We start from the raw sequence: 12131 nt of genomic DNA on the forward strand, positions 1-12131 counted from the left end.
GAGGCGCACCGCGCCAGAAGCCCGCGCCAGCCGCACGCTTGCGCGGGTATTTTTTTGTCTGACCGATGTTGAACACGCGCATGCGAATTTCCGTTCTGGGTGCCGGCGCCTGGGGCACTGCCCTGGCCAGCCATGCCGCGCAATCGCACGACGTCGTGCTGTGGGGGCGCGATGCCAACCTCGTCGCGCAGATGGCCGCCACGCACGTCAACGCAACCTATCTGCCGGGCATCGCGCTGCAGGCGTCGCTCCGGTTCCATGCCGATTTGCAAGCCGCGCTCGACCATGCGGCCGGTGATGACGGGCTGGCCGTCATCGCCTCGCCCGTCGCGGGGCTGGCCGACTTGGCGCGCACGGTTGCTGAATATGGCAGCGTGCGCAACGTCATCTGGCTGTGCAAGGGTTTCGACCCGGAGACCAGCGCACTGCCGCACGCCATCGTCGCCGATGTCCTTCAGCAGACGGGCCGCACCGATCTGTCGGTCGGCGTGCTGTCGGGTCCGAGCTTCGCCAAGGAGGTCGCACAGGGTTTGCCGTGCGCCCTGACGGTGGCGTCATCGAGCGAGGCGCTGTGCAAGCTTACGCAGCGCGGCTTCCACCATCACGCGATGCGCGTGTATGCGAGCGATGACCTGGTCGGCGTGGAAGTGGGCGGCGCGGTCAAGAACGTGCTGGCCATTGCGACCGGCGCGGCGGACGGACTGGGCCTCGGCCTGAACGCGCGTGCCGCGCTGGTGACGCGCGGACTGGCCGAGATGACGCGCCTGGGGCTGGCGCTCGGCGGTCGGCCGGAAACGTTCATGGGGCTGACCGGCATGGGTGACCTGCTGCTGACCGCCACGGGCGATCTGTCACGCAACCGCACGGTGGGCATGCAGCTCGCGCAGGGCCGCACGCTCGACGACATCCTGCACAGCCTGGGCCACGTCGCAGAAGGCGTGCGCTGCGCGCAGGCTGTGGCCGCCCTGGCGCGCGCCAAGGGCGTGGATATGCCCATCACCTTCACTGTCTGCGAAGTCCTGTTTGGCGGGCTGGCACCGGCGCGCGCGGTGGAGCGCCTGCTGCAACGCGACGCCAAATCCGAATCCGCGCGCTAGGCTCTGCGCCGGGTGGCGGCTGTGTCAGGCGCCGCCCGCGAACCCGTTTTGCCGCCACGCCTCGAACACCACCACCGCCACGGTATTCGACAGATTCAGGCTGCGGTTGTCAGGCCGCATCGGCAGGCGGATGCGCTGCGACGCGGGAAACCACTCACGCCGTTCTTCCGACAGCCCACGTGTTTCCGAGCCGAAGACAAACCAGTCGCCCGGCTGGAACGCCATGCTGGCAAACGGCGTGGAGCCGCGCGTGGTGAGAGCGAACATGCGCGCCGGATCGGGCTGCGCATCGCGCAGGAAAGCCTCCCAGTCGGCATGCACGCGCATCGTCGCGTACTCGTGATAGTCCAGGCCCGCGCGGCGCATGCGGGCGTCTTCGAGCGGAAAACCCAGCGGTTCGATCAGATGCAGCTGTGCGCCCGTGTTGGCGCACAGGCGGATCACATTGCCCGTATTGGGCGGGATTTCGGGCTCGACGAGGACGACGTTGAACATGATCAGGCGGCGGGCGAAGGTCGCGGGATTGGGTGGCGCAATTGCGGCGGCGAGCTTATCCACATTGGGAAGGGTTGTCACCCCGCCACAGCTTGGCACATGTGCCGCGACACAATGTCGCACAAGCACGCAATCAGGGCGTGCGCAAGGCAACGACGTTGGTGACGCGGATGGCGCCCGCGCGTTTGAGCTGCGTGGCGATCTCGCCCAACGTGGTGCCGGTGGTCATCACGTCGTCCACCACGCCGATGTGACGCCCCGCGATGCTCGCCGGCGCTTCGACGACGAATGCGCCATGCAGGTTAGCCAGTCGCTCGGCGCGGTCCAGCGTGGCCTGGGCGGGGTTGTCGCGCACGCGGCGCAGGGCCGTGGCGTGAGCAGGAATGCCCAATTGCCGCTCGAGCCGTCGGGCGATCTCCCAGGCCTGGTTGTACCCGCGTGAGCGCAGACGCGCCGAGGACAGCGGCACGGGCAGCAGCATGTCCGGCAACCGGCCCGGCGCGGCAATGAGAGCATCGCCCAGGCGTTCGGCCAGCCAGGCCGCCAGCGGCAGCTGCCCCCGAAATTTCAATCCTGTAACCAGGTGGTCGAGCGGCCAGCCGTAATCTGCAATGACGACGGTCGCATCAAAGTCGGGGGCGCCAGCCAGGCAGGTTCGGCAATGCCGGGCGGCGTACCGTGGTGGCAGCGCAATCGCGCACTGGACGCAGCGCCGCGTGTGCAGTAACGGGACCAGATCACCCATGCAGCCATCGCATAACAGCTCGCGCTGAACGGCGCCGCATAGCGCGCACGTGCACGGCAGCAGATGGCGCAGGCCGGTGCGAAACCATACCGATAACGCGTGTTTGAGCATGTAAAAAGCCGCTATCCAAGCCGATTTGCGGCCATTGCGCTATCGGACGGCGCCTCAAACTGCGGGCCGGTATACTTGGCGACCGCAGCATCCTGCCCGTCTTCCCGATGTCCGACCCCGTCCTTGCTCGTCCTGCCGCCCTGCGGCGCGCTTTCGATCGCCGCGCTGCGCGTTTCGCCGACGCGGATTTCCTCCTGCGCGAAGTGGGCAGCCGCATGCAGGACAGGCTGTCGTATATCAAGGCGGCGCCCGCGCGCGCGCTGGATCTGGGTTGCGGCCTGGGGCAAGGCTTGGCGGTGCTGCGCGCGCAGTACCCGGACGCGCAGATCTGCGGTGTCGACTGGTCGTCCTCCATGCTGGCGCGGGCGCAGAAGCTGGACCCGCAGCGCACCGACGCCGGCTGGCTGGGCCGGCTCCTGAAGAAGCGCCCCGTCTTTGATTTCGCCCAGGCTGACTTCCGCGCGCTGCCGTTTGCCGGCGCGTCGTTCGATCTGCTGTGGTCGAACCTAGCGCTGCACTGGGACCCGGCACCGCATGCGATCTTCCCCGAGTGGCACCGCATCACCACGGAAGGCGGTCTGCTGATGTTCAGCCTGTTTGGCCCCGACACCCTGCGCGAGCTGCGCAGCGCCCTGGCTGGCATTGATGCCGACGTCCACACGCTGCGCTTCGTCGATATGCACGACATTGGCGACATGCTGGTGCATAGCCGCTGGTCCACGCCCGTCATGGACATGGAACAGCTCACCATCACCTATGAAACACCGCAGGCGCTGCTGGCCGACGTGCACCTGCTCGGCGGCATGGCCGGCCTGACCGACGAAGCGGGCCGCAGCCTCGCCGGCACGGGCCTGCATACGCCGCGCTGGCGGCAGCGACTATTCGACGCACTCGATGCGCAACGCAATCCCGACGGGCTGATCCCGCTCACGTTCGAAATCGTTTACGGCCACGCGTGGAAGCTCGCGCCGACCCCGCGACAGGCGCTGGACGAGCAGGGGCGGGCGATGATTCCGGTCGATCAGATCGGTCGCAAGCCGCGCGCCTGACACGCTTCTTGATGCAAAAACGTCATTGACTGCCCTTGTCAAGCCGGGACTTGCATAAAGGCGCTTTGCCTTGTTTGGGGTCAATTGCAACCATATAATGCGCCAGTTTGTCGCAGCAGTTCCCCAAAAGGCCTGTCCCGTTTTTTTGCCGCGGGCGAACCGTTCGGGTATGCATCCGAGGCAGGAGTGGTTCAATGCACGACATTGCGAATGTATGCGTTGATTCCGCGCTCCACCCAGCATGCGGCGCCTCCACCATCCCGGAATCGCCGCGCAAGCACTGGCTCATGAAGCGAAACTGCTCGCTTTCACCTCGCCAGGTCGGCTGGTTCTACCTCTCGATTGTCATTCTCTCGTTCGTGATCGCTTCGTTCTTTGCCTGGCAAGGTGCGTGGATGGTGTTGCCTTTCTCGGGGCTGGAGGTCGCGATTCTCGGATGGGCATTGCTGTACTATGCCCGCCACGCCTCCGATTACGAGCACGTCTGGCTGGACGAAGATGCGCTGGTGGTCGAACAGGCCTTCGCGAGCCGACGGGTACGCCAGGTCTTCAACGCGCGCTGGGTGCGGGTGGAGCTGGAGGACCCGCTGCGAGAGCAGGTCGCGCTGTGTTCGAGCGGGCGCGTCGTGCGAGTGGGAAGATTTCTCGATCCTGCTGGCCGGCGGCGTTTCGCAGACGAGCTTTCCCGGTGTTTGGAGCTTGGGTCGCCACCCCACGTTCCGTGAGCCTCGCACCGGGGCAGAGTGGAATCTGTAAATTGTGGGACAACGAAAAATGAAAATGTTGAACAAGACATTGGCAAGTTTGCTGACGGCAGGTTCTCTCCTCGCCCTCGGTCAAACGGCCCAGGCAGTGGAAGACATGCCGGGCGGCCCCGCAGTGCGGCAGCTCAATCTCACGGCTCCGGTCACCAAGATCGCCGCCGAGATTCATTGGCTGCACTGGATGATGCTGATCATCTGTATCGTGATCTTCATCGGTGTATTCGGGGTGATGTTCTACTCCATTTTCAAGCACCGTAAGTCGGTCGGCCACAAGCCGGCGACGTTCCACGAAAGCACCACGGTTGAAATTATCTGGACCATCGTGCCGTTCCTGATCGTGATCGGGATGGCGCTGCCGGCCACCAAGGCCGTGGTCGCCATGAAGGACACCACCAATTCCGACCTCACCATCAAGGCCACCGGCTACCAGTGGAAGTGGGGTTACGACTACCTGAAGGGCGAAGGCGAGGGCATCTCGTTCCTCTCCACGCTCACCACCCCGCGCGATCAGATCAACAACCAGGCGCCCAAGAGCACCACGTACCTGATCGAGGTCGACAACGAACTCGTCGTGCCGGTCAACCGCAAGGTGCGCATCGTCACCACCGCCAACGACGTGATCCACTCGTGGATGATCCCTGCGTTTGGCGTGAAGCAGGATGCGATTCCGGGCTTCGTGCGCGACACGTGGTTCAAGGCCGAGAAGGTCGGCGTGTACCGCGGCCAGTGCGCCGAGCTGTGCGGCAAGGAACACGCCTTCATGCCGATCGTCGTGCGCGTGGTTTCGCAGGACGACTACACCAAGTGGGTCGACGGCAAGAAGAAGGAATTGGCCGCCAAGGCTGATGATCCGAACAAGACCTACACGCTGGAAGAACTCAAGTCGCGTGGCGAGAAGGTCTACACCGCCAACTGCGCGGTCTGCCACCAGCCGAACGGCAAGGGCGGCGGCCCGTTCCCGGCGCTCGACGGCTCGAAGATCGCCAACGGCCCGCTGGCCGGCCACGTGGATATCGTGCTGCACGGCAAGGCTGCAATGCCGCCCTGGGCCTCGGCACTCAACGATGTGGAAATCGCCTCCGTCATCACGTACGAACGGAACAACTGGGGCAACCATACCGGTGACCTGCTGCAGCCGTCGCAAGTGAAGGACGCACGCGGCGGCAAGATGCCCGAAGGCGGCGGCGCCAAGACTGCCGCTGCTGAGCCCGCCGGCAAGGTGGCCACCCAACAAGTGAATGCGGCGCAAGACCGCAGCGCTAGCTGATTGATCGTCTGCCGATCGTCTGCGTAAGGAAACGAATCCAAGGAGTTCTTCGATGAGCACCGCTGTTACGCACCCGCAAGATCACGCGCACGGTCATGGAGACGACCACGCGCACGACCATCCGCACGGCTGGCGCCGTTGGCTGTTTGCGACCAACCATAAGGACATCGGTACGCTGTACCTGCTGTTCTCGTTCATGATGTTGCTCTCGGGCGGCACGCTGGCACTGCTGATCCGCCTGGAGTTGTTCCAGCCGGGCCTGCAATTCTTCCACCCGGAGTTGTTCAACCAGTTCACCACGCTGCACGGCCTGATCATGGTGTTCGGCGCGATCATGCCGGCCTTCGTGGGTTTTGCGAACTGGATGATCCCGCTGCAGGTCGGCGCATCCGACATGGCCTTTGCGCGGATGAACAACTTCAGCTTCTGGTTGCTGCCGCCGGCGGCACTGCTGCTGGTGGGCTCGTTCTTCGCGCCGGGCGGCGCTACGGCTGCCGGCTGGACGCTCTATGCGCCGCTGTCGGTGCAGATGGGCCCGGGCATGGACATGGCGATCTTCGCGGTGCACATCATGGGTGCCTCGTCGATCATGGGCGCGATCAACATCATCGTGACCATCCTGAACATGCGCGCGCCCGGCATGACGCTGATGAAGATGCCGATGTTCTGCTGGACGTGGCTGATCACCGCTTACCTGCTGATCGCCGTGATGCCGGTGCTGGCAGGCGCGATCACCATGGTGCTGACCGATCGTCACTTCGGCACGAGCTTCTTCTCGGCCGCCGGCGGCGGTGACCCGGTGATGTACCAGCACATCTTCTGGTTCTTCGGGCACCCCGAGGTGTACATCATGATCTTGCCGGCGTTCGGCATCATCAGCCAGATCGTGCCGGCCTTTGCGCGCAAGCCGCTGTTCGGCTACAGCTCGATGGTGTACGCCACGGCGTCGATCGCCATCCTGTCGTTCATCGTGTGGGCGCACCACATGTTCACGACCGGCATGCCCGTCACTGGCCAGCTGTTCTTCATGTACGCGACGATGCTGATCGCGGTGCCGACCGGCGTGAAGATCTTCAACTGGGTGGCCACGATGTGGCGCGGCTCGATGACGTTCGAGACGCCGATGCTGTTTGCGATTGGCTTCATCTTCGTGTTCACGGTGGGCGGCTTCACGGGCCTGATCCTGGCCGTGGCTCCGATCGACATCCAGCTGCAGGACACCTACTACGTGGTGGCGCACTTCCACTACGTGCTGGTGGCCGGCTCGCTGTTCGCGCTGTTCGCGGGCTTCTACTACTGGGGTCCGAAGTGGTCGGGCTACATGTACAGCGAGACGCGCGGCAAGATCCATTTCTGGGGTTCGATGATCACCTTCAACCTCACGTTCTTCCCGATGCACTTCCTGGGCCTGGCCGGCATGCCGCGCCGCTATGCGGATTACCCGCAGCAGTTCGCCGATTTCAACGCCGTGGCGTCGATCGGTGCACTGGGCTTCGGTCTGATGCAGGTGTATTTCTTCTTCTTCGTGGTGCTGCCGTCGTACCGCGGTGGCGAGAAGGCCGCCGACAAGCCGTGGGATGGCGCGGAAGGCCTGGAGTGGACCGTGCCATCGCCGGCGCCGTTCCACACGTTTGAAGAACCGCCGCACGTGAAGTAATGCAGGTGTTGCGGAGCCCGCTTGTGCTGGCTCCGCAATCCTCCGGACCACCATGTCGAATCCAGAAAAAAGCCCAACGCCCGAGCAACGCGCTGCAAACCGTCGCCTGGCATTCATCCTCGGCTCCATCGCGTTGGTTTTCTTTCTGGGTGTGATTTTCAAGCGTGTGGTGTTTGGCGGTTAGCCGGGCACGTGGCCGCTGAACCAAGACTGCATATGAGCCAGGCACCGAACCCCAACGACAAGATCATCGAACGCGGGCTGAACCGCTCCATGCTCGGCAAGCTGGCGGTGGTCGTCGTGATGATGTTCGGCTTTGGCTACGCGATGGTGCCGCTGTACAAGAAGATCTGCGAAGTCACGAACATCAACGTGCTCAACACGCGGGATGAGGATGGCGGCGCGCTGCGCAACTCGCAGGTCGACAAGACGCGCACGATCACGGTGGAATTCGATTCGAACAGCCAGGGGCCGTTCCGCTTCCGCCCGGTCAAGAACAGCATGGATGTGCATCCCGGCGAGATCAGCCAGATCGTCTACGAGGTGGTGAACAAGGAGGGGCGGACGGTGGAGGCGCAGGCCATCCCGAGTTACGCGCCCAAGCAGGCAACCGAGTTCTTCAAGAAGATCGAGTGTTTCTGTTTCAAGCAGCAGACGCTAACGGCCAATGAATCACGCGAGATGCCGGTAGTGTTTGTGATTGATCCGGATCTTCCGAAGGACGTGAAGACGATCACGCTGTCCTACACTTTCTTTGAGATTCACGCACCGTCCGCCATCAAGCCGGCGATGCCGACGAAAGGAACGTAAGGGAACGTGAGGACATGGACGAACTGAAGGAAGCGACCAAGCGACGCGCGTCATTTGCACAGACGATGAAGGCGGTGTTCTGGTCCTTCTTCGGTGTGCGCAAGGGCCGCGATCACGATCGCGACATGGCGCAGCTGAACCCGGTGCACGTGATCATCGCAGGCGTTCTGGCGGCGGTGCTGTTTATTGTGGTGCTGTTGCTGATCGTGCGTGCGGTCGTTGGTTGAAGGTTGAGGAGACGGCCTGCGCAGTATGGGCCGGGCAACATCGAGTGAATTCTTAAAAAAATAGAGCTGGAGAAAAAGAGATGAGTGCGAATCGAGCGAACGCTCCGTACTACTTCGTGCCCGGGCCGTCGCGGCATCCGATTTCGGCTTCCATCGGTCTGCTGATCGTGCTGTTCAGCGCGGCCGCGTGGGTGAATGCCCAGCCGTGGGCGCCGTGGACGTTCCTGGTCGGCCTGCTATGGTTCCTGTTCGTGCTGCGCTCGTGGTTTGCCGACGCCATCTCCGAATCCGAGGGCGGCCAGTACGGCGAACGCGTGGACGCATCCTTCCGCTGGTCGATGAGCTGGTTCATCTTCTCGGAGGTGATGTTCTTCGCGGCGTTCTTCGGCGCGCTGTTCTATGCCCGCAATATCGCCATGCCGTGGCTGGGCGACCTGAACAACAAGCTGCTGTGGCCCGACTTCAACGCGCTGTGGCCGAACGCCGGCCCGGCCGGCACGGTGTCGCCGTTCACGACGATGGGTCCGTGGCCGATCCCGACGATCAACACGGCGCTGCTGCTGACCTCGGGTGTGACGCTCACGTGGGCGCACCATGCGCTGCGTGAAGGCAAGCGTGCGCAGGTCATCCAGGGGCTGCTGCTGACGATCATCCTGGGCTTCACGTTCATGGGCTTCCAGGCGTTCGAATACATCCACGCGTATCACGAGTTGAACCTGAAGCTGACGTCCGGCATCTACGGTTCGACGTTCTTCCTGCTGACGGGCTTCCACGGCTTTCACGTGACGATGGGCGCGATCATGCTGGCAGTGGTGCTGGGCCGCGTGATCAAGGGACACTTCACGCCGGAGCATCACTTCGCGTTCGAAGGCGCCGCCTGGTATTGGCACTTCGTGGACGTGGTGTGGTTGGGCCTGTACGTGGTGGTGTACTGGCTTTAAAGGCAACGTGGATGGGGCGGCGCTGCGTCGTCCCGTCATCCGCCCAAGAAATGCCGCAGACGGGATACCGCTGCGGCGTTTTCGTTTTTCCGGCGCCGGTGATTGTGGGCCGCTACTGGCCGAAGCGGATGCCGGTGCTGTGGATCCAGCCGAGCCGGTTCGCTACCAGGATGAAGATGAACAGCGCGATCGAAAAGCCGACGCGGAACATCAGGGAGCGGACGGTGCGGTTGCTGTGGCCCTTGTCGCGCATAAGGAAGAACAGCGCGGAGGCCAAGCTGCCGAGGATCATCAGGAACGCAATGGCAACGACGATGCGCATGGAGGCTGGGGGTGAGAGGTGAGGCGGTGGAAATGGGTGTCGAGCATTATCTCATCGAGGCTAGGCAATGACCGTGCGCGTGCCGATGCGCCAGTGGTTTGCGCCGGTGCCGATGCTGGCGGGTCTCGTGCTGATTGCGCTGACATGTTGGCTGGGCCGTTGGCAGCTCTCCCGTGCGCACGAGCGCATCGAGCGGCAGGCCACCATCATGGCACTGCAGAATGCGCCGGCGCAGCGCGTCACCGCCCAGCCAGTCGCGGCCGAAGCGGTGATGTATCGGCCGGTCTTGCTGCGCGGCACGTTCGATGTGGCGCACACGGTGTTGCTTGAGAACCGCCCGCACACGATCAACGGCGTCTCACGCCCGGGTTTTGAGGTGTTGATCCCGCTGATGCTGGAAGGCGCGGGCGGGCGGGCCGTACTGGTCAATCGGGGCTGGTTGCCGAGGGATCCGGCGGACCGCACCCGCATCGCGCCGTACACCACGCCGGCGGGCGAAGTGCAGGTTGAAGGGGTGGCGGTGCCACATGCGAGCCGTGTCTTCAGCCTGGGGGCTCGGGACGGCTCGGATGAAGTCGGTCACCGACTTAGGCAGAATATCGACCTCGACGCTTTTTCGCGCGAAATCGGCGTGCCGCTTCAACCGTTTGTGGTCGAGCAGCAATCCGACGCGCAGGACGGCCTGGCGCGCGATTGGCCGCGCGCAGACCTGGGCGCCGACCGCAATTACGGCTACGCATTCCAGTGGTTTGCGATGGCGGCGGCAGTGCTAGGGCTGATGATCTTCTACAGCGTGCGGCGCTATCGCCGCTTGGCGGACGCCTCCAAGCCCGTCTGAACACGAACTCGCGTTGCGGCGTAGTGCCGCAGCTGAATGTATTAGGAATCACATGGTGAATCAGGAGTCCACACCCCGCGCGTCCGGCGCGATCGGGGCGTCCGAAGATCCGCGCATCGACGCACGCACGCGCCGGGGCCGCTTGATGATGCTGTTCCTGCTGCTGGTGTGCGCCTCGCCGGTGATCGCGTCGTACCTCGCGTACTACGTCTTCACGCCGGCAGGCGGCAAGGCGGCATATGGCTCGTTGGTCGACCCGCAGCGCCCCATCCCGGCGGGGTTGATGGTGCAGGACGAGCACGGCGCCGAGGTGCCGCTCGCCAGCCTCAAGGGCAAGTGGCTGATGGTCTCGGTGGACGGCAGTGCTTGCGACGACAACTGCGCGCGCAAGCTCTTCACCATGCGGCAGTTGCGCATCGGCCAGGGCCCGGACCGCGATCGCATCGTCCCCGTGTGGCTGGTGACGGATCGCGGCGAGATCGACCCGCGCCTGGTCAAGGCCTACAACGACGACTACGCCGCCGTACGCTTCCTGCGCGCCCCCGAACTGCCGAAGACCTGGCTGGCCGACAGCAAGACGCTGCCTGCTGATCACCTCTTCCTGGTTGACCCGCTCGGCAACCTGATGATGCAATTTCCGAAAGATCCGGACCCGAAGAAGGTGCGCGCGGACATGACGCGGCTGCTCAAGTACTCGCGCATCGGATAAACCATGCTGCTGCAACTCGCTTCCATCGGCATCCTGATTGCGCTGATCCCGCTGTGTTACGTGCTGGTCAAGGGTGACCGCAACAAGTACCGCAAGCTGGTGTGGATCACGGCGTTTCTGACGCTCGACCTGATCATGTTCGGCAGCTTCACGCGTCTGACGGATTCGGGCCTGGGCTGCCCGGACTGGCCCGGCTGCTACGGGACCTCCAACCCATTCCATGCCCGCGACGACATCCACGCCGCGCAAGCCGCCATGCCCAGCGGCCCCGTCACGTGGATGAAGGCGTGGATCGAGATGACGCACCGGTATTTCGCCATGGCGGTGGGCGTGCTGATCATCACGCTCGTGGTGGTGGCGTGGGTCAAGCGCCGCGAGCTCAAGCAATCGCCGTGGTATGCGACGGCGGTGCTGGCACTGGTGTGCATACAGGGCGCGTTTGGTGCGTGGACGGTCACGCTCAAGCTGCAGCCGGCGATCGTGGTCACGCACTTGTTGCTCGGCATGTCGCTGCTGGCGTCGCTGATCTGGCTCGGCAGCAAGAACGATGCACCCCGTGTGGTCGATGAACGTGGCGCGTCATTGCGTGTGGCCGCAGCCATCGGGCTCGTGCTGCTTGTCGTGCAGATTGCGCTGGGTGGCTGGGTCAGCACGAACTATGCTGTGCTCGCCTGCACCGATTTCCCGCTGTGCAATGGTCAGTGGGTTCCACCGATGGATTTCGCGCACGGGTTTACGTTCTGGCGCCAGCTCGGCAAGACCGCCGGCGGCGATTTCATCTCGCACGACGCGCTGGTCGCCATCCACTGGACGCACCGTGTGTTTGCGGTGCTCGTGCTGAGCTACCTGGCGTGGCTGGGCGTGCGTGCACGTCGCGTGGCCGGTATCGGCCGTGTGGCGACGGTGCTGCTCGTCGTGCTGGCGGTGCAACTTGCGACCGGCCTGTCAAACATCGTGCTGGGCTGGCCATTGCTGGCCGCCGTGGCGCATAACGGCGGCGCAGCGGTGCTGCTGTTGCTGATGGTGCGTCTGCATTACCTGATCGGGCTCGCGCGTGCGCGCGTGCCAATGCCTGCAGCAGTGGCTGCTGTCTGACCGT

Annotated in this window: 15 protein-coding genes; 12 read left to right on the forward strand and 3 right to left on the reverse strand. The window is 64.0% G+C overall.

What is annotated here, in order from left to right; genetic code table 11:
- The first annotated feature begins 80 nt into the window (after positions 1–80).
- A complete protein-coding gene (locus NG900_RS02755) occupies positions 81–1097 on the forward strand; it encodes an NAD(P)H-dependent glycerol-3-phosphate dehydrogenase (RefSeq protein WP_252676438.1) in 1017 nt (338 codons plus the stop codon).
- A gap of 24 nt (positions 1098–1121) precedes the next feature.
- Here the strand turns inward: NG900_RS02755 and trmL are convergent, their stop codons facing one another.
- Both trmL and NG900_RS02765 read right to left on the reverse strand, forming a co-directional pair.
- A complete protein-coding gene (gene trmL / locus NG900_RS02760) occupies positions 1122–1592 on the reverse strand; it encodes a tRNA (uridine(34)/cytosine(34)/5-carboxymethylaminomethyluridine(34)-2'-O)-methyltransferase TrmL (protein WP_252676440.1) in 471 nt (156 codons plus the stop codon).
- 133 nt (positions 1593–1725) lie between these two features.
- On the reverse strand, positions 1726–2448 hold the full coding sequence (locus tag NG900_RS02765; RefSeq protein ID WP_315862358.1) for a phosphoribosyltransferase family protein: 723 nt from the start codon (positions 2446–2448) through the stop codon (positions 1726–1728).
- A gap of 107 nt (positions 2449–2555) precedes the next feature.
- On the opposite strand from NG900_RS02765, the gene NG900_RS02770 reads away from it, so the two are divergent.
- From NG900_RS02770 to NG900_RS02805, 8 genes are all read left to right on the forward strand, one after another.
- Positions 2556–3497 carry a methyltransferase domain-containing protein gene (locus NG900_RS02770; protein ID WP_252676444.1) on the forward strand — a complete coding sequence of 314 codons (942 nt, stop codon included), beginning with the start codon at positions 2556–2558 and terminating at the stop codon, positions 3495–3497.
- Between the two features lie 194 nt (positions 3498–3691).
- The gene (locus NG900_RS02775) at positions 3692–4222 is read left to right on the forward strand and encodes a DUF2244 domain-containing protein (protein ID WP_252676446.1); all 531 of its coding nucleotides are present in this window, start codon (positions 3692–3694) and stop codon (positions 4220–4222) included.
- A 49-nt stretch (positions 4223–4271) separates the two neighbouring features.
- A complete protein-coding gene (gene coxB / locus NG900_RS02780) occupies positions 4272–5528 on the forward strand; it encodes a cytochrome c oxidase subunit II (RefSeq protein WP_252676448.1) in 1257 nt (418 codons plus the stop codon).
- Positions 5529–5580: 52 nt separating this feature from the next.
- The gene (gene ctaD, locus NG900_RS02785) at positions 5581–7185 is read left to right on the forward strand and encodes a cytochrome c oxidase subunit I (protein WP_065858722.1); all 1605 of its coding nucleotides are present in this window, start codon (positions 5581–5583) and stop codon (positions 7183–7185) included.
- 52 nt (positions 7186–7237) lie between these two features.
- Positions 7238–7369 carry a cytochrome oxidase small assembly protein gene (locus NG900_RS02790; RefSeq protein ID WP_252676450.1) on the forward strand — a complete coding sequence of 44 codons (132 nt, stop codon included), beginning with the start codon at positions 7238–7240 and terminating at the stop codon, positions 7367–7369.
- 32 nt (positions 7370–7401) lie between these two features.
- Positions 7402–7995: a cytochrome c oxidase assembly protein gene (locus NG900_RS02795; RefSeq protein WP_252676452.1), complete on the forward strand. Its 594-nt coding sequence runs from the start codon at positions 7402–7404 to the stop codon at positions 7993–7995.
- A gap of 14 nt (positions 7996–8009) precedes the next feature.
- Positions 8010–8222 carry a DUF2970 domain-containing protein gene (locus NG900_RS02800; protein ID WP_252676454.1) on the forward strand — a complete coding sequence of 71 codons (213 nt, stop codon included), beginning with the start codon at positions 8010–8012 and terminating at the stop codon, positions 8220–8222.
- 80 nt (positions 8223–8302) lie between these two features.
- Positions 8303–9163: a cytochrome c oxidase subunit 3 gene (locus tag NG900_RS02805; protein WP_252676456.1), complete on the forward strand. Its 861-nt coding sequence runs from the start codon at positions 8303–8305 to the stop codon at positions 9161–9163.
- A 112-nt stretch (positions 9164–9275) separates the two neighbouring features.
- Here NG900_RS02805 and NG900_RS02810 read toward each other — a convergent pair whose 3' ends face one another.
- A complete protein-coding gene (locus NG900_RS02810) occupies positions 9276–9485 on the reverse strand; it encodes a twin transmembrane helix small protein (protein WP_252676458.1) in 210 nt (69 codons plus the stop codon).
- Positions 9486–9552: 67 nt separating this feature from the next.
- On the opposite strand from NG900_RS02810, the gene NG900_RS02815 reads away from it, so the two are divergent.
- From NG900_RS02815 to NG900_RS02825, 3 genes are read left to right on the forward strand one after another with little or no spacing between them, the layout of a single operon-like run.
- Positions 9553–10323, forward strand: a complete 771-nt coding sequence (locus NG900_RS02815) for an SURF1 family protein (protein WP_252676460.1) — start codon at positions 9553–9555, stop codon at positions 10321–10323.
- A 52-nt stretch (positions 10324–10375) separates the two neighbouring features.
- Positions 10376–11032: an SCO family protein gene (locus NG900_RS02820; RefSeq protein ID WP_252676462.1), complete on the forward strand. Its 657-nt coding sequence runs from the start codon at positions 10376–10378 to the stop codon at positions 11030–11032.
- A 3-nt stretch (positions 11033–11035) separates the two neighbouring features.
- On the forward strand, positions 11036–12127 hold the full coding sequence (locus NG900_RS02825; protein ID WP_252676464.1) for a COX15/CtaA family protein: 1092 nt from the start codon (positions 11036–11038) through the stop codon (positions 12125–12127).
- The last annotated feature ends 4 nt before the right edge of the window (positions 12128–12131 follow it).

It is taken from the genome of Ralstonia soli (genome assembly GCF_023955655.1).
GTDB lineage: Bacteria > Pseudomonadota > Gammaproteobacteria > Burkholderiales > Burkholderiaceae > Ralstonia > Ralstonia soli.